Source organism: Streptomyces sp. NPDC058525, assembly GCF_042719495.1.
Classification (GTDB): domain Bacteria; phylum Actinomycetota; class Actinomycetes; order Streptomycetales; family Streptomycetaceae; genus Streptomyces.
In genome coordinates, this window is the sequence record NZ_JBHXNP010000055.1 from 27,391 (window position 1) to 43,856 (window position 16,466).

The 16,466-nt window shown below is 69.7% G+C and carries 14 protein-coding genes; 3 read left to right on the top strand and 11 right to left on the bottom strand.

Going from position 1 to position 16,466, the window contains the following annotated elements; all coding sequences use genetic code 11:
• Window positions 1–146 precede the first annotated feature (146 nt).
• The 7 genes from ACFWP3_RS24470 to rfbB form a co-directional block, all read right to left on the bottom strand.
• A complete protein-coding gene (locus ACFWP3_RS24470) occupies window positions 147–1,979 on the bottom strand; it encodes a hypothetical protein (RefSeq protein WP_384224741.1) in 1,833 nt (610 codons plus the stop codon).
• 36 nt (window positions 1,980–2,015) lie between these two features.
• Window positions 2,016–2,918 carry a glycosyltransferase family 2 protein gene (locus ACFWP3_RS24475; protein WP_384224744.1) on the bottom strand — a complete coding sequence of 301 codons (903 nt, stop codon included), beginning with the start codon at window positions 2,916–2,918 and terminating at the stop codon, window positions 2,016–2,018.
• Window positions 2,919–2,924: 6 nt separating this feature from the next.
• On the bottom strand, window positions 2,925–3,359 hold the full coding sequence (locus ACFWP3_RS24480; protein ID WP_384224747.1) for a DUF2304 domain-containing protein: 435 nt from the start codon (window positions 3,357–3,359) through the stop codon (window positions 2,925–2,927).
• A complete protein-coding gene (locus tag ACFWP3_RS24485; RefSeq protein ID WP_384224750.1) occupies window positions 3,356–4,045 on the bottom strand; it encodes a glycosyltransferase family 2 protein in 690 nt (229 codons plus the stop codon). Before ACFWP3_RS24485 ends, ACFWP3_RS24480 begins: the two co-directional genes overlap by 4 nt.
• Before the next feature lie 68 nt (window positions 4,046–4,113).
• Window positions 4,114–5,445 (bottom strand): lipopolysaccharide biosynthesis protein, encoded by a 1,332-nt coding sequence (locus ACFWP3_RS24490; RefSeq protein ID WP_384224753.1) that lies wholly within the window; start codon window positions 5,443–5,445, stop codon window positions 4,114–4,116.
• Window positions 5,442–6,311 (bottom strand): dTDP-4-dehydrorhamnose reductase, encoded by an 870-nt coding sequence (gene rfbD / locus ACFWP3_RS24495; protein WP_384224794.1) that lies wholly within the window; start codon window positions 6,309–6,311, stop codon window positions 5,442–5,444. The genes ACFWP3_RS24490 and rfbD overlap by 4 nt, the downstream gene beginning before the upstream one ends.
• 47 nt (window positions 6,312–6,358) lie before the next feature.
• Window positions 6,359–7,336, bottom strand: coding sequence for a dTDP-glucose 4,6-dehydratase (gene rfbB, locus ACFWP3_RS24500; protein WP_384224756.1), 978 nt, complete (start codon window positions 7,334–7,336; stop codon window positions 6,359–6,361).
• Between the two features lie 82 nt (window positions 7,337–7,418).
• On the opposite strand from rfbB, the gene rfbA reads away from it, so the two are divergent.
• Both rfbA and rfbC read left to right on the top strand, forming a co-directional pair.
• Complete coding sequence (rfbA, locus tag ACFWP3_RS24505) at window positions 7,419–8,294, top strand: glucose-1-phosphate thymidylyltransferase RfbA (RefSeq protein ID WP_384224759.1); 876 nt, start codon at window positions 7,419–7,421, stop codon at window positions 8,292–8,294.
• On the top strand, window positions 8,291–8,890 hold the full coding sequence (rfbC, locus tag ACFWP3_RS24510; protein WP_384224762.1) for a dTDP-4-dehydrorhamnose 3,5-epimerase: 600 nt from the start codon (window positions 8,291–8,293) through the stop codon (window positions 8,888–8,890). The genes rfbA and rfbC overlap by 4 nt, the downstream gene beginning before the upstream one ends.
• A gap of 186 nt (window positions 8,891–9,076) precedes the next feature.
• On the opposite strand, the gene tuf is transcribed toward rfbC, so the two are convergent.
• The 4 genes from tuf to rpsL form a co-directional block, all read right to left on the bottom strand.
• Entirely contained in the window at window positions 9,077–10,270 is a 1,194-nt protein-coding gene (gene tuf / locus ACFWP3_RS24515; protein ID WP_384224765.1) for an elongation factor Tu, read from the bottom strand.
• 148 nt (window positions 10,271–10,418) lie between these two features.
• Complete coding sequence (fusA, locus tag ACFWP3_RS24520; RefSeq protein ID WP_384224767.1) at window positions 10,419–12,551, bottom strand: elongation factor G; 2,133 nt, start codon at window positions 12,549–12,551, stop codon at window positions 10,419–10,421.
• A gap of 39 nt (window positions 12,552–12,590) precedes the next feature.
• Window positions 12,591–13,061 (bottom strand): 30S ribosomal protein S7, encoded by a 471-nt coding sequence (gene rpsG, locus ACFWP3_RS24525; RefSeq protein ID WP_007265894.1) that lies wholly within the window; start codon window positions 13,059–13,061, stop codon window positions 12,591–12,593.
• 2 nt (window positions 13,062–13,063) lie between these two features.
• The gene (rpsL, locus tag ACFWP3_RS24530; protein WP_007265893.1) at window positions 13,064–13,435 is read right to left on the bottom strand and encodes a 30S ribosomal protein S12; all 372 of its coding nucleotides are present in this window, start codon (window positions 13,433–13,435) and stop codon (window positions 13,064–13,066) included.
• Between the two features lie 489 nt (window positions 13,436–13,924).
• Between rpsL and ACFWP3_RS24535 the strand changes: the two genes are divergently transcribed.
• Window positions 13,925–16,408, top strand: coding sequence for a YfhO family protein (locus ACFWP3_RS24535; protein WP_384224770.1), 2,484 nt, complete (start codon window positions 13,925–13,927; stop codon window positions 16,406–16,408).
• The last annotated feature ends 58 nt before the right edge of the window (window positions 16,409–16,466 follow it).

A 16,466-nucleotide genomic window follows, 5' to 3' on the forward strand; every position in this document is an offset into this window, starting at 1 on the left:
CTGACCGGCCGGATGCTACTGGCAGCAGGTGACGGCTCGAACAGGGGGGTGGGCATAAGCGGAACGGACGCGCCCGGACGCACGAGGACCCCCGGTCCGCGGCGAACTGCGGTCCGGGGGTCCTCGGTTGGTACGGAGGGGGGAGGCTACTGCTTCGCCTTCTGCTCCTGCTCTTCCTTCTTCAGCTCCGAGGCCGGCGCCTTGCGCCCGCACACGGCCTTCCAGTTCAGCGGCCCGATGCCGCCGCACCACAGGGCGCCGTCGTCGGGGTTCTGCCGCCAGTCGTTGGTGACGATGTCCGCGCAGTTCTTCCTGTCCGGCGCGTAGCGCGGGCAGGTGCCGTCCGCCGTCTTGATGGTGTGGGCCCGCCAGGCGTCGATGCCCATCGACATGTTGTCGGACTGCGGCATGTACCGGTTGACCGACCAGGACGCGCCCATCGCGGCGAACAGCGCGATCGCGCACACCATGCCGGCCGCGAGCTGTGCGACCACCCGCCGCGGAACGACCCGGGCCGCCGGGGCGGCGCCGCTCGGCCGCAGGGTCCGCTCGGCCCAGCCCGAGCCCCGGTTGACCACGGCCATCATGCCGAGGACCGCCAGGATCAGCATGCAGTACATGATGATCCAGGTGGTGCGCGGGTAGAGCTGCACGGCCTTGTCCTGCGCCATGTTCCCGGCGAACCAGAAACGGGCCAGCCAGGCGCCGGCCAGCGTGGCCGCGGCGGTCAGGACCATGGTGTTGCGCAGCGCCAGGCCGATGCCCAGGCCCACGGCGAACAGCAGCAGCAGGGCGAATCCGCTCTGGCCCGCCATCTCGCCGGCCACCGGCCAGGTCTGGTACTCCAGCTTCCCGGACCGGTCGGACACCCAGCCCAGCACGTACGTCGGGTCGACGTACACGGCCAGGAAGGCGTAGCGGTCCGGGGTCTGGGAACCGAGCCGGGCCATCTGGTAGATCAGCGGAGCGCCGACGACACCGGCCGTCAGCAGGGTGACGCCGACGAACGCGCCGGCCCGCTTGACCGCCGTCTTCCCGGCGCGCCAGGGGAAGAGGAACAGCGCGAGCACGAACACCCCGGGCGCGGCCCAGACGTACCAGCCGGAATACCAGAGGAAGACCACGCCGAAGGCCAGGCCGAGGACCGCGCCGCGCAGCAGCGACCGGCGCAGCGGCCGCTCGGCGGAGCGGCGCATCTCGCGCAGGCAGTAGCCGAGCAGCGGCAGCAGGACGAGCATGCTGGCGTGGCTGTACGGGCGGATCGGGTCCATGAAGAGGATGGCCGAGGGCACGGCGATGAGCAGCGCCCAGAACGGCCGGAGCAGCAGCCGCCAGGCCAGGTACGCCATCGGGCCCGCGATCGCGGTGAAGAAGATCTGGAAGTCCTTCAGCGCGAACCCGGTGCCGCCGGGCATGTCGTAGCGGATCTTCGCCCAGACGGCCATCAGGCCGGGGAACAGCGGCGGGTAGATGCCCGACATGCTCTCGCCGTGAAGGAACGAGTTCGCCATGGCGATCAGCGCGCTCGGGTCGCCCTCCTGGCCGCCGAGGCCCCAGGGCGTACCGCGCAGGGCGACGACCACGCCGCCGGCCAGTACGCCGGTGGCGAGTCCGGCCAGCGCGGCGCAGACCAGGCGCTTGAGCGTCTGGTGGCGGCGCAGGTGCCCGCGGTACGCGGTGTACAGCAGGACGGCGAGCAGCGGCAGGGCGAGGACGGCCGCGTACTGCTGGAGCTTGGCGAGACCGCTGACCTGGCCGACCCGGATGAGCGGGTTCACGCTGATGTACGTGCTGAGCAGCGTGAACCCGAGGGCCGCCAGGAGGCTGACGACGGCCTCGGCCACCGGGAGCACCCAGCGCCGGGAGAGCCACGCCGGGCCCCGCGAGGAGGACAGGCGGTTCTTTCCTTCCGCTGTCGGGGCGGGGCGGGGCGCCGGAGCGCCGGCCTCACCGACCTCCTCGGGAGCCAGGTGCGTCATCTCAGTCCGTTTCGTGGTGTGCGGCGGCGTGCCGGCTCAGTTCTGGCCGGAGGTGAAGGCGTGTTTCGCCAGGGTGCGGGCGCCCTCCCGGTGCCCGCGGCGCAGGGCGCCGGGGAGCATGGTGAGCGCGTGCAGGCGGGAGGCGCTGTGGAAGCGGGCGGCGCGGGCGGCCTTGGGCCAGCCGCGGGCGTCCATGCGCGCGGCGACCGCGGTGAAGTACCGCTCGGCCTCGGCGAAGCGGGTCCCGGAGAAGGCCTGCACCGAGGACTCGCTGACCGCGTGGCGGCGGTACTGGAAGACGGTGGTCGAGTTGTCGATCACCATCTCCTCACCGGCCTCCAGCAGGTCGACGACCAGCGCGAGGTCCTGGATCACGGAGTAGTCGTCGCGGAAGTTGATCTTGCGCAGCGCCTCGCCGCGCCAGGAGATCGACGGGAAGTACAGCCAGTTGCCGCGCAGCACGCTGGCGGCCAGCTCCTCCCCGCCCATCAGGCGGCGGCCCTTCACCTGCGGCGCGTACAGCCGCTTCTTGGTGTTGTCGGCCAGGCCGCCCTGCATGACCCGGCCCGAGCCGTCGATGACCTCGACGCCCGGCTGGACCATGCCGACGCCCGGGTGGGCGCCGATGATCCCGCGAACGGTCTCCAGGTAGTGCGGGTGCAGGATGTCGTCGCAGCCCATGATGACGACGTAGTCGGCCTCGGAGAGCTCCACGCACTTCTGGAAGTTCTTGGTGATGCCGAGGTTCTGCTCGTTGCGGGTGTAGTGGACCCGCTCGTCGCCGAGCCGCTCGAACCAGCCGGGTACGTCCGGCTCCTTGCCGTCGTCGATGACGACGAGCCGGAAGTCCCGGTCGGTCTGCGCCAGGACGCTGCGGACGGCGTCCTGCATCAGCTGCACGTCCCCGTAGTAGGGGAGCATGAAGTCGAAGGTCACCATGGAGCGTCAGGCCTTCACGGAGTCGGAGTCGACGTCGGCACCCGCGGCCGCGCCGGAGCCCTCGACGGAGCCCGTGACCGGGTCCTGCCCGAGGCGCTCGTCGTTGTGCCGGACGCCCTCGTTGATGGCCACGGTCCGCGCCAGGTCGGTGATCTTCTTCTCCAGCGACCGGAAGCGCAGGAAGGTGTTGAGCGTGAGGAAGCCCATCGCGAGCACCATCACGTAGAGCACCAGGTCGGTGCCTCGGCCGACGCCGAGCTGCTGGGCGAGCCAGGTGACGTCCGTCGGGCGGAGCACCGCGTAGACGTTGACCACCACGAACACCGAGAACGCTATGCGCTTCCACGCCCGGTTCTTCGCCTGGCTCCAGGTCCGGATGAACATGAGTGCCATGGACACCGAGCCGAGGATCAGCAGCAGCTGGATCCAGAAGTACTTCATCGACGCCCACGCTCCCGCAGCGAAATGTCAAAAAGGATGTTGACGCCGTTGATCAGGGACTGACCCTTGGCGCGTGAGTAATCGGTGTAGAGGATGTCCACCGGGACCTCGGTGACCCGCAGGTCGGAGCCGGCCAGGAAGCCGACGAGCTCGGACGCGTGCGCCATGCCGTTCATGGTGATGTTCAGCTGCTCGGCGGCCACACGGCCCAGGACGCGCAGACCGTTGTGCGCGTCGGTGAGCTTGAGCTTGCGGGCGGTGGGGCTGACCGCGGCGGCCGTACGCAGCACCACCTGCTTGATCCACGGCACCTGGCCGTTCTGCTCGATGAAGCGGGAGCCGAGGACGACGTCCGCCTCGTCGCGGCGCAGCACCGCGACCATCGTCTCGACGTCCTTGGTCTGGTGCTGGCCGTCCGCGTCGAAGGTGGCGAAGTAGCGGGCGCCGGGCTGGGCGAGCGCGTAGGTGAGGCCGGTCTGCAGGGCCGCGCCCTGGCCGAGGTTGACGGGGTGGCGCACCAGGTGCGCACCGGTGGTGGCGATGTGCCGGGCCGAGTCGTCCGTGCTGCCGTCGTCGACGACGACGATGTTGGGGAACGTCTTGCGGGCCCCCTCGACCACGTCGGCGATCACCTGGCCCTCGTTATAGGCCGGTATGACCAGCCAGACATCGTCGTAATCGGACACGGTAGCTCCAGCGGAATGTGGCACAAACGAGTGCTCGGTGATCGGTGTGACGTCGTGGGCAGGCAGGGTCATTTTCCGACCGCGCCCACGCCCAGGCGGCCTGTGTCGGACATCTGCCCGGGCGCTTCGGTGGCTGCCGCAGCCGCTCCGGGGAAGCTCAGCCTCAGCGCTGCCAGCATAGCGAGCACGGTGGCGAGGGAGCCGACTGCGTAGGCAACGATCACGCGCACGGCCACGTCCCCCGGAATCAGCGTGATGCCCACCAGGACCGCGGTTCCGAGGGCCCAGCACAGCAGTTGCAGGTTGTGCCGCTTGAATACCATGAGCGCCTGTCCGAGGACCATCGCGAACATGTACGCCACGGTGCCCGCGGACATCAGGAAGAAGTCGAAGCAGCCCAGCCGCGGCTTGGCGCCGAAGAGCACCTCGATCAGCCACGGGCCGAGCGCGGTGGCGGGCACCCCGCCGAGCAGGCCGAGCCCGCCGACGACCAGCGCGATCCGGCGCAGCATCGCCCAGAACGCGGCCCGGTCCCCGGCGGTGAAGGCCGCGGTGAGGCCGCTCAGCAGCGAGGCCTGGAGCGAGCCGAAGACGAAGAGCGGCACCCGCGCCAGGACCAGCGCGCTCAGCAGCGCCGCGATCAGCACGCTGTCGGTCGGGGCCAGCAGTTTGGTGCTCAGGACCGCCGCGTTGACGACGGCCTGCGACAGCAGGGTCGCGCAGATCAGCAGGCCCAGGCCGTTGCACAGCTCGCGCCAGGCGATCGGCTCGCCGGGGCCGATGGCGCGCAGCAGCGCCGGCAGGGTGGCCAGCGTCGCGATGACCGGCGCGATGGCCAGGACCAGGCTGAAGGCGAGCGCGGAGTGCAGCCCGGCCAGCGCGCAGCCGAAGGCCAGCACGATCCGCAGGCCGCCGTCGATCGCGAGCTGCGTGCCGTACGCGGCGAAGCGGCCGAGGCCGGCCAGGACGCCGCGGGTCAGGTAGCAGACGGCCATGCCGGCGAAGGCACCGCCGAGCGCCGCCACCAGGGAGCGGTCGCCCTGGAAGAGCAGGTCGGCGATCGGGCCCGCGCCCAGGCCCAGGACGAGCAGGGTCGCGCCGAGCATCCCCGCGGTCAGCAGGGTGGCCCGGCGCAGCACCGGGGTGGTGCCCTGGCCGAGGACCACGCGGGCGGAGACGATCCGGGTGAGCTCCTGCTCGATGGGGAAGAACACGCCGATGCCGATGGACATCACGATCGTCCACAGCACCGAGACGTTCGCCATGTCCTGTGCGGACAGGCTGTGGCCGGCCACGCCCAGGTGGACGTAGGAGGCCGCGCCGAGCACGACGGTGCCGCCGGCCACCGCGACGGTGCCCGGCGGCAGCGCCGCGGTCAGCTTGTTCAGCAGGGTTCTCATCCCGCCCGGCCGTCCCGGGCCTGCGTGGCCAGTGCGGCGAAGACCGGGGTGCCGAGGGCTTCGGCGAGCTGCTCCCGCCAGTCGGCGAGGGGCGCCAGGCCCGCTTCGGCCCAGCGGTCGTGTCCGAGCACGCTGAAGGAGGGCCGGACGGCGGGGCGCACGAACGCGGCCGAGGTGGTCGGGCGGATCCGCTCCGGGTCCAGGCCGCCCAGCCGGTAGGCCTCGCGGGCCAGGCCGAGCCAGGTCGTGCGGCCGCTCGCGGTGCCGTGGTAGACGCCGCCGGGGGCACGGCCCGCCAGCGCGGCCTGCCCCAGCTCGACCAGCCGGCGGGCCAGCGCGTACGACCAGGTGGGCTGGCCGTGCTGGTCGTCGACGACGTCCAGGGTGTCCCGCTGGGCGGCCAGCTTCAGCATGGTGGCGACGAAGTTCGGCCCGTGCTCGCCGTACAGCCAGGCGGTGCGGACGACGTAGCCGTCCTGCGGCAGCAGCTCGGCGACGGCCTGCTCGCCGACCAGCTTGGTCCGCCCGTAGGCGTTGACCGGGCCGGTCTCGGCGTCCTCGGCGTACGGCTGCGAGGCGTCGCCGGGCAGCACGTAGTCGGTGGAGACGTGCAGCAGGCGGGCACCGGCCGCGGCGCAGGCCCCGGCGAGGACCCGTACGCCGGTGCCGTTGACGGCGGTGGCGGCCTCCTCGGCCGTCTCCGCTCCGTCCACGTCGGTCCAGGCGGCACAGTTGACGACCACGGCGACGCCCTCGACGGCGGCCCGGACGGCCGCCGGGTCGGTGATGTCGAGGTCGGCCCGGCCGAGGCCGACGGCCTCGATGCCGGAGTCCTTCAGGACGGCCAGGAGGTCCTGGCCGAGCATCCCGGCGGCGCCGGTGACGAGCCAGCGCGTGGCCGTGGTTCGGGAGGTCACTTCTGCAGCGCTGCCTTCACCTTGAGGGGCTCCCACCAGGCACGGTTCTCGCGGTACCACTCGATCGTGGCCTTGATGCCGTCCTCGAAGGTGACCTGCGGGGCGTAGCCGAGCTCGGCGCCGATCTTGCTGATGTCGATGGAGTAGCGGAGGTCGTGGCCCTTGCGGTCCTCGACCTGCTCGACCATCTCCCAGCCGAGGCCCGCGGCCTCGAGCAGCACGCCGGTGAGCTCCTTGTTGGTGAGCTCGGTGCCGCCGCCGATGTTGTAGACCTCGCCGGCCCGGCCCTTGCGCATGGCCAGGTCGATGCCGCGGCAGTGGTCGGAGACGTGCAGCCAGTCGCGGACGTTGCCGCCGTTGCCGTACAGCGGGACCTTCTTGCCGTCCATCAGGTTGGAGACGAACAGCGGGATGACCTTCTCCGGGAACTGGTAGTGCCCGTAGTTGTTGGAGCAGCGGGTGACCACCACGTCCATGCCGTGCGTGCGGTGGTAGGCCAGCGCCAGCAGGTCGGACGACGCCTTGGAGGCGGAGTAAGGGGAGTTCGGCACCAGCGGCCACTCCTCCGTCCAGGAGCCCTCGCTGATCGAGCCGTAGACCTCGTCCGTGGAGATGTGGACGAAGCGGCCGACGCCGTGCTTGCGGGCCGAGTCCAGCAGGACCTGGGTACCCACCACGTTGGTCATCACGAAGGGGCCCGCGCCCGCGATGGAGCGGTCCACGTGGGACTCGGCGGCGAAGTGCACGACGACGTCGTGACCGGGCATGACCTGGTCGACGGCTTCCGCGTCGCAGATGTCGCCCTTGACGAAGGTGTATCCGGGGTGGTCCGCGACCGGCGCCAGATTCTCTTCGACTCCGGAGTAGGTCAGCTTGTCGAAGACCGTGATCCGGGCCGAGGCATCTGCACCGAGCTGCTGGCGGACGAATTCTGAACCGATGAAGCCGGCGCCGCCGGTCACGAGGATGCGCATAATACGAAGAGTCTAGCCGCCCGCCGAACGTCACACGCCCTGGGCTCGGCTCCCCCACGCCCTCTCGCATAGGGTTCTCCCCATGCGTGGAATCCTCTTGGCCGGTGGTACCGGATCCCGACTCTGGCCGCTGACCCGGGCAGTCTCGAAGCAGTTGCTGCCCGTCTTCGACAAGCCGATGATCTACTACCCCCTCTCCACCCTGGTGATGGCGGGGATCAGCGAGATCCTGATCATCACCACTCCGGAAGACCGCGACCAGTTCGAGCGCCTGCTCGGCGATGGTTCGCAGTTCGGCCTGCGGCTGGAGTACGCGGTCCAGGAGCGTCCGGAGGGCATCGCCCAGGCCTTCGTCCTCGGCGCCGACTTCATCGGTGACGAGTCCGTCGCGCTCATCCTCGGCGACAACATCTTCCACGGCAGCGGCCTCGGCACGCGCCTGGCCCAGCACACCGACGCCAAGGGCGGCCGGGTGTTCGCGTACCCGGTGGCGGACCCGACGGCGTACGGCGTCGTGGAGTTCGACGAGAAGGGCCAGGCCATCTCCATCGAGGAGAAGCCGGTCAAGCCCAAGTCCCGCTACGCGGTGCCGGGCCTGTACTTCTACGACAACCAGGTCGTCGAGATCGCCCGCGGCCTGAAGCCCAGCGCCCGCGGCGAGCTGGAGATCACCGCCGTCAACGACGCGTACCTCCAGGCCGGTGAGCTGAACGTCACCATCCTCGACCGCGGTACCGCCTGGCTGGACACCGGCACGTTCGTCTCGATGGTCCAGGCCTCCGAGTTCGTCCGCGTCATCGAGGAGCGCCAGGGCTTCAAGATCGGCTGCATCGAGGAGGCGGCCTGGCGGGCCGGCCTGATCGATTCCGCGCAGCTGCGCGCGCTCGCCGAGCCCCTCACCAAGAGCGGTTACGGCAACTACCTGCTGACCCTGCTCGACGAGGAGGCCGCGCGATGAAGTTCCGCGAGCTCTCCATCGAGGGCGCCTTCGAGGTCACCCCGCAGCTGCACGGCGACCCCCGCGGCCTGTTCACCGAGTGGTACCGCTTCGACCGGCTCGCCGAGGTCGTCGGCCACCCGCTGAACCTGGCGCAGGCGAACCTCTCGGTCTCCTCCGCCGGCGTGGTCCGCGGCATCCACTTCGCCGACGTGCCGCGCGGCCAGGCCAAGTACGTGACCTGCGTGCGCGGCGCCGTGCTCGACGTCATCGTCGACCTCCGGGTGGGCTCCCCCACCTTCGGCCGGTGGGAGGGCGTCCGCCTCGACGACGTGGACCGCCGCGCGGTCTACATCCCCGAGGGCCTGGGCCACGGCTTCTGCGCGCTGAGCGACGACGCGACGCTTTCGTACCTCTGCTCGGAGACGTACAACCCGACCGGCGAGCACTCGGTTCACCCGCTCGACGCCGATCTCGGCATCGAGTGGCCGGCCGACGTCCCGCAGCTGTCCGCCCGCGACGAGGCCGCGCCGTCGCTGGCCGAGGCCATCGCGTCCGGGCTGCTGCCCGACTATGCGGCCTGCAAGGAGTTCACCGAGTCGCTCCGCGTGAGCTGACCGGCCTACGCCGTACGAGAGAGGGCCGCACCCCGAGGAGGGGGTGCGGCCCTCTTCCGTATCCGGGTCACGTCGTGCGGGCCGCCGGGAACGCCGAAGGGCCCCGTCCCTCCGCCGGAGCGGTGGGACGGGGCCCTTCAGTGCAACTTGGTGCCCGGTGACCGGGCTACCAGGTCAGAGCACGAATTACTTCGTGATCTTGGTGACCTGGCCGGCGCCCACGGTACGACCACCCTCACGGATGGCGAACTTCAGGCCCTCCTCCATGGCGACCGGCTGGATCAGCGCGACCGTCATCTCGGTGTTGTCGCCCGGCATGACCATCTCCGTGCCCTGCGGCAGGGTGACGACACCCGTGACGTCGGTGGTACGGAAGTAGAACTGCGGGCGGTAGTTGTTGAAGAAGGGGGTGTGACGACCACCCTCGTCCTTCGACAGGATGTAGGCCTGGGCCTCGAACTCGGTGTGCGGGGTGACCGAACCGGGCTTGATGATGACCTGGCCGCGCTCGACGTCCTCGCGCTTGATGCCACGGAGGAGCAGACCGACGTTCTCGCCCGCCTGGCCCTCGTCGAGGAGCTTGCGGAACATCTCGATACCGGTGACCGTGGTGGTGGTCTTCTCTTCCTTGATACCGATGATGTCGACGGTCTCGTTGACCTTCAGGACACCACGCTCGATACGGCCGGTGACGACCGTACCGCGACCGGTGATCGTGAAGACGTCCTCGACGGGCATGAGGAACGGCATCTCGGTGTCACGCGGCGGGGTCGGGATGGCCTCGTCGACAGCGTCCATGAGGCCGATGAGCTTCTCGCCCCACTCGGCGTCGCCCTCGAGGGCCTTCAGCGCGGAGACGCGGACGACCGGCAGGTCGTCGCCCGGGAAGTCGTACTCGGAGAGCAGCTCACGGACCTCGAGCTCGACGAGCTCCAGGATCTCCTCGTCGTCCACCATGTCGGCCTTGTTCAGGGCGACAACGATGTACGGAACGCCGACCTGGCGGGCCAGGAGCACGTGCTCCTTGGTCTGCGGCATCGGGCCGTCGGTGGCGGCGACCACGAGGATCGCGCCGTCCATCTGCGCGGCACCGGTGATCATGTTCTTGATGTAGTCAGCGTGACCCGGGCAGTCGACGTGGGCGTAGTGACGCGCCTCGGTCTGGTACTCGACGTGCGCGATGGAGATGGTGATACCGCGCTGGCGCTCCTCAGGAGCCTTGTCGATCTGGTCGAACGCCGAGGCCGCGTTCAGGTCCGGGTACTTGTCGTGCAGCACCTTGGTAATGGCGGCCGTGAGGGTCGTCTTACCGTGGTCAATGTGACCGATGGTGCCGATGTTGACGTGCGGCTTAGTCCGCTCGAACTTCGCCTTCGCCACGGGGTCCTCCTGAGAGTGGTTCTGTACGCCTTAACTCGTCGGCGCCAGGTGATCTTTGCTGGATAGCCGGTTCCCCCGGGGCAACGGGAGATTACTCCTGTTGCCCCAGAGGCTCCGGTGGCAAGCCTAAAACGTGAACTCGGAAGAGTTACTCGCCCTTGGCCTTCGCGATGATCTCCTCGGCGACGTTCCGGGGAACCTCGGCGTAGGAGTCGAACTGCATCGAGTAGCTGGCGCGACCCGAGGTCTTGCTGCGGAGGTCGCCGACGTAGCCGAACATCTCCGAAAGCGGCACGAGGCCCTTGACGACGCGAGCGCCGTGACGCTCCTCCATGGCCTGGATCTGGCCACGGCGGGAGTTGATGTCGCCGATGACGTCACCCATGTAGTCCTCGGGCGTGGTGACCTCGACGGCCATCATCGGCTCAAGGAGCACGGGAGAAGCCTTGCGCGCGGCCTCCTTGAAGGCCTGCGAACCGGCGATCTTGAACGCGAGCTCGGAGGAGTCGACCTCGTGGTAGCCACCGTCGAGAAGCGTGACGCGAACGCCCGTCATCTCGTAGCCGGCCAGGATGCCGAACTGCATGGCCTCCTGCGCACCGGCGTCGACCGAAGGGATGTACTCCTTCGGGACGCGTCCACCGGTGACCTTGTTCACGAACTCGTACGCCGGACCGTCGGTCTCGGTGATGGGCTCGATCGCGATCTGCACCTTGGCGAACTGACCGGTACCACCGGTCTGCTTCTTGTGGGTGTAGTCGTGACGCTCGACGGCCTTGCGGATCGTCTCGCGGTACGCGACCTGCGGCTTGCCGACGTTGGCCTCGACCTTGAACTCGCGCTTCATACGGTCGACCAGCACCTCGAGGTGCAGCTCGCCCATACCGCCGAGGATGGTCTGGCCCGTCTCCTCGTCCGAGTGAACGTGGAAGGAGGGGTCCTCCTCCGCGAGACGCTGGATGGCGACACCCAGCTTCTCCTGGTCACCCTTGGACTTGGGCTCGATGGCGACCTGGATGACCGGAGCCGGGAAGTCCATGGACTCCAGGATCACGGGCTGCTTGTCGTCGCACAGCGTCTCACCGGTGGTGGTCTGCTTCAGGCCCATGACGGCGACGATGTCGCCGGCGCCCACCGAGTCGATCTCCTCACGCTTGTTCGCGTGCATGCGGTAGATCTTGCCGATGCGCTCCTTCTTGCCCTTGACGGAGTTCAGCACCGCAGTGCCGGCCTCCAGGCGGCCCGAGTAAACCCGGACGAAGGTGAGCTTGCCGAGGTGCGGGTCGCTCATGATCTTGAACGCGAGCGCGGCGAGGGGCTCCTCGTCGGACGGCTTGCGCTTCACGACCACCTCGGCGTCGCGGACGTCGTGGCCCTCGATGGCCTCGATGTCCAGCGGCGACGGCAGGTAGCGGACGACGGCGTCGAGCAGGGGCTGAACGCCCTTGTTCTTGAACGCCGTGCCACAGAACACCGCGGTGATCGTGGGCTCGCCCTTGCCCTTGCCGGAGTTCAGGATGATGCGACGCACGGCGGCGTGCAGCTGCTCGACGGAGGGCTCGTTGCCCTCGAGGAACAGCTCCATGATCTCGTCGTCGTTCTCGGCGACGGTCTCGACCAGCTTGCCGCGCCACTCTTCAGCGGCCTCGGTGTGCGTGGCCGGGATGTCGACGATGTCGTACATCTCGCCCTTGGTCGCCTCGGCGGACCAGACGAACGCCTTCATCGTGACGAGGTCGACGACACCCTGGAAGTCGGCCTCGGCACCGATGGGGAGCTGCATGACGATCGGAACCGCGCCAAGGCGGTCCTTGATCATGTCGACGCAGCGGTGGAACTCGGCGCCGGTGCGGTCGAGCTTGTTGACGAAGCAGATGCGCGGGACGCCGTAGCGGTCCGCCTGACGCCAAACGGTCTCGGACTGCGGCTCCACACCCGCGACACCGTCGAACACGGTGACGGCACCGTCGAGGACGCGGAGCGAACGCTCCACCTCGACCGTGAAGTCAACGTGACCCGGGGTGTCGATGATGTTGATGGTGTGGTCGACGTCCTCGAGCGGCCAGTGGCAGGTCGTCGCGGCGGACGTGATCGTGATGCCGCGCTCCTGCTCCTGCTCCATCCAGTCCATCGTGGCAGCGCCGTCGTGGACTTCACCGATCTTGTAAGACACACCGGTGTAGAACAGGATGCGCTCGGTGGTGGTCGTCTTGCCCGCGTCGATGTGAGCCATGATGCCGATGTTGCGCACCTTGGCCAGGTCAAGCGAAGTGGTAGCCATATCGGCTCAGTCTTCTCTCGGTCTCGATGTGGGTTGGGACTACCAGCGGTAGTGCGCGAAGGCCTTGTTGGACTCGGCCATCTTGTGCGTGTCCTCGCGCTTCTTGACGGCAGCGCCAAGACCGTTGGAGGCGTCGAGCAGCTCGTTCATGAGGCGCTCGGTCATGGTCTTCTCACGACGGGCGCGGGAGTAACCCACGAGCCAGCGGAGGGCCAGGGTCGACTGGCGACCCGGCTTGACCTCGACGGGGACCTGGTAGGTCGCGCCACCGACACGGCGGGACTTGACCTCGAGGGACGGCTTGACGTTCTCCAGCGCGCGCTTCAGCGTGATGACCGGGTCGTTGCCGGTCTTCTCGCGGAGGCCTTCCATGGCGCCGTAGACGATGCGCTCGGCGGTGGAGCGCTTGCCGTTCAGGAGGATCTTGTTGATGAGCGACGTCACCAGAGGAGATGCGTAGACCGGGTCGATGATGACCGGGCGCTTCGGGGCGGGGCCCTTACGAGGCATTCTTACTTCTCCTTCTTGGCGCCGTAGCGGCTGCGGGCCTGCTTGCGGTTCTTGACAGCCTGGGTGTCAAGCGCACCGCGGATGATCTTGTAACGAACACCCGGCAGGTCCTTCACACGGCCACCACGCACGAGCACGATCGAGTGCTCCTGCAGGTTGTGTCCCTCACCCGGAATGTAAGCGGTGACCTCGATGCCAGAGGTCAGACGCACACGCGCGACCTTACGCAGCGCCGAGTTCGGCTTCTTCGGGGTGGTCGTGAACACACGCGTGCAGACGCCGCGACGCTGGGGCGAAGCCTCAAGCGCGGGAGTCTTTGTCTTCTCGACCTTGTCCTGCCGGCCCTTACGGACCAGCTGCTGGATCGTAGGCACTACTTCTCCGGTTTCTGTGTGCCGTGTAGTGAAGCTAACCTGGAACTTTGCCGACCCACGCGGTCGGGTGTGTCGGATCCGGCGGACCTCCGCGCAAGCACGGAAACGCATGGATCGCGGTGGCCGATACGGGCTCTCCTGCGGTTGATGGACACGCACGGGAGCCCAGGCACACCCCAGGCACAAGGTCTGAGCGTACCTACCGCATCCACTCCGGTCAAAACAAAAGCCCGGGCGTGCGGGCCCGCGGACCCCCACGACCCGTGCGCCGCACGGGCGACACCCCCGCGCGACCCTGCCGACTCGCGGATGTGGTAGTGGCGTGATACGGACGGCCAGGTCAGCACCCGTACGAGCGTACGCGCGGACCCCGGCACCCCACCCGGCCCGGCCCCGCGCCAGGGGGCGGGCAGAGATCACGCCCCCGCCCGGCGAACTAAACTGCCGAGCGATTCAGCCCAAACGGCACGACCACCAGGGAGCGGGACATTGGGGACGGTCACCTCGGAGCCGGCGACGGCGGACAGCCCGCCCCCCGAAGGCGGCCGGGACCCCTCCGCGCCGCGCCGCCGCAGGCACCCGCGCCTCGTACGCCTGTACGGACCGCTGCTCGCCTTCCTGATCACCTCGGGAGCCTTCTGCGCCGCCTGGGCGGCCCGCGGCACCTTCCCCTTCGGCAACACCGGCCGGGCCATCAACGACCAGGCCAACCAGTACGTGCCCTTCCACCGCGCCCTGTGGGACCTGGCCCACGGACAGGCCGCCGGCGACCTGCTCTTCACCTGGCGCGGCGGCTTCGGACAGCAGTTCCTGTCCGACTACCACACCTACCTCGGCAACCCCTTCTCGTGGCTGGCCGTCCTGGTCTCGCGCGCCCACGTCGACCTCGCCGTCTTCGCGATCACCCCGATCACGATGGGCACCGCCGCCGCCCTGATGACGGTGTACCTCGGCAAGCTGCAACCCGGCCCCTGGTGGCAGCGCGGCGTCCTCGGCGCCTGCTACGGCCTGTGCGGCTGGGCCCTCAGCGACGCCTCGTACATCCCCATGTGGCTGTGGGGCCTGGTCGCCCTCCCGATGCTCGGCATCGCCGTGGAGTGGTGCCTGGAGGGGCGCCGCTGGCCGGGCGCGGCCCTGCTGGTCGCGCTCGCCTGGTACGGGAACTTCTACACGGCGATGATGGCCACGATGGCCGCCTGCGTACTGCTCGCCATCCGCCTGGTCACCCGCGACATGACCGGCGCCGAACGGCTGCGCGCGCTGTGGCGCGCCGCGACGGCCGCCGCGACCGGGATCCTGCTGACCCTCCCCCTGCTCCTGCCGTCCTTCCTGTCCAGCGGCTCGGCGCAGCCCACCCAGGCGGCCGCCTTCGACCCGGTCCGGATCGAGATCTTCCTGGCCGGCATGCTCCCGGCCACCCACCTGTGGGGCGGCCGGCCGCGCCTCTACGTGGCCTCGCTGGGCCTGATCCTCGCCGCCACCTTCCTGTTCAACACCGCCATCGCGAAGAAGACCCGGCTGGTGTGGGCGGCCGCGACCCTGCTCGTCGTCGTCTCGTTCCAGTTCCCGCCCACGCAGTACGTGTGGCACGGGCTCGCGGTGCCGAACGGCAACCCGTACCGCGAGGCCTTCGTGTTCAGCGGGATGGTGGTCGTCCTGGCCTGGCTGGCACTGGCCCACCGGCCGCGCCCGCTGCACCTGGCCCTCGCGGCCGCGCTGCTGGTCGCGGCAACCTTCGTGCTCCGGCACACCAACGACTTCGGCGGCTGGACCTGGCCGGCCGTGCTCGGCGGCGGGGCCGTGTCGCTGCTGGCCCTGGTCCTGCTCGCGCTGAGCGGGAAGCGCCGCGCACTGCTCCCCGTGGCGGCCGCGCTGATGGTCGGCGTCGTCCTCGCCGAGTCCACGGCGGCCGCGGCCAACGCGGACGCCCGCCGGGCCCGCGAACGCTGGGCGAAGCCGACCGCGACCTCCAGCAAGTCGATCAACGAGCACTTCGACGCCGTCCGGGACGTGGACGGCTGGCCCGCCTGGCGGACCGACTCCGGCGCGCCGCAGACCTCGTACAACGACGCCCTCGCGCTCCGCTCGGAGGGCCCGCAGTACTACAGCAGCTACCTCCCGGAGGCGACGTACCGGGCACTGGAGCCGCTCGGCTACGGCTACAAGAACGACGGCCGGACCTTCTTCGGCGCCGACAACCCGGTGCTCGACGCGATCTTCTCCATCGGCGCGCGGGTCCGCCCGGGCGCCGCCCCGGGCGGCTGGACCGGCTCGACGTTCCCGGCGCCGCCCCTCGTCACCGTGCGCAGCGCCCCGTACACCTCCCCCAACCCGGCGGACAGCGTCTACTCCCGCCAGGAGAACGTCCTGGGCGCCACCGTCTACCAGGTCCCCCCGGTCACCCGCGGGGGCAGCGCCACCGAGCAGACGTACGCGGCCACCTGCACGCCCGGCTCCGAGGCCTACTGGTTCTCCCCCGCCCTCTACGGCACCCTCGCCTCCGGCGGCACGCAGAGGCCCCTCGAGGACCTGATGACGGGTGTCGTCCCCCTCGGCGAGGTGCCCGCCTCCGGCCGGGTCGACGTCACGGTCGACACCCGCACCCAGGGCGCGACGGCCGGCGAGCACCCCCTCGGCTGCCTGGACCGCGCGGCCCTGGACCGGCAGGTCGCCCACCTGAAGGCCACCGGCGCCACCGAGGTGACCACGGGCGGCCACACCATCGAGGCCACCCTCCCCCAGGGCGCCACCGGCACCGCGGTCCTCGCGATGACGGCCGTCCCCGGCTGGCAGTGCTCGGCCCCGGTCCAGAACTTCCACGGCCTGGTCGCCCTGCCCCTCACCCCCGGCAAGAACAAGCTCTCCTGCACCTTCACCCCCAAGGGCCTCACCCCGGGCCTCGCAGGCGCCACCCTGGCCCTACTGCTCCTGGCAGCCACCACGGCCACCTCCCTGCGCCGCCGCCGCACCTGAGACCCCGACCGCGTCCCGGTCCCCCGGGAGCCGCCGGGACCCCCCGGGAACGAGGAAA

Coding starts and splice junctions, on each gene's coding strand:
- rfbD (WP_384224794.1), bottom strand. CDS start 6,311: ATGCTCGGCCAGGACCTCCTGGCCGTCCTGAAGGACTCCGGCATCGAG.
- ACFWP3_RS24490 (WP_384224753.1), bottom strand. CDS start 5,445: ATGAGAACCCTGCTGAACAAGCTGACCGCGGCGCTGCCGCCGGGCACC.
- rfbB (WP_384224756.1), bottom strand. CDS start 7,336: ATGCGCATCCTCGTGACCGGCGGCGCCGGCTTCATCGGTTCAGAATTC.
- rpsG (WP_007265894.1), bottom strand. CDS start 13,061: ATGCCTCGTAAGGGCCCCGCCCCGAAGCGCCCGGTCATCATCGACCCG.
- fusA (WP_384224767.1), bottom strand. CDS start 12,551: ATGGCTACCACTTCGCTTGACCTGGCCAAGGTGCGCAACATCGGCATC.
- rfbC (WP_384224762.1), top strand. CDS start 8,291: ATGAAGTTCCGCGAGCTCTCCATCGAGGGCGCCTTCGAGGTCACCCCG.
- ACFWP3_RS24475 (WP_384224744.1), bottom strand. CDS start 2,918: ATGGTGACCTTCGACTTCATGCTCCCCTACTACGGGGACGTGCAGCTG.
- rfbA (WP_384224759.1), top strand. CDS start 7,419: ATGCGTGGAATCCTCTTGGCCGGTGGTACCGGATCCCGACTCTGGCCG.
- ACFWP3_RS24470 (WP_384224741.1), bottom strand. CDS start 1,979: ATGACGCACCTGGCTCCCGAGGAGGTCGGTGAGGCCGGCGCTCCGGCG.
- ACFWP3_RS24480 (WP_384224747.1), bottom strand. CDS start 3,359: ATGAAGTACTTCTGGATCCAGCTGCTGCTGATCCTCGGCTCGGTGTCC.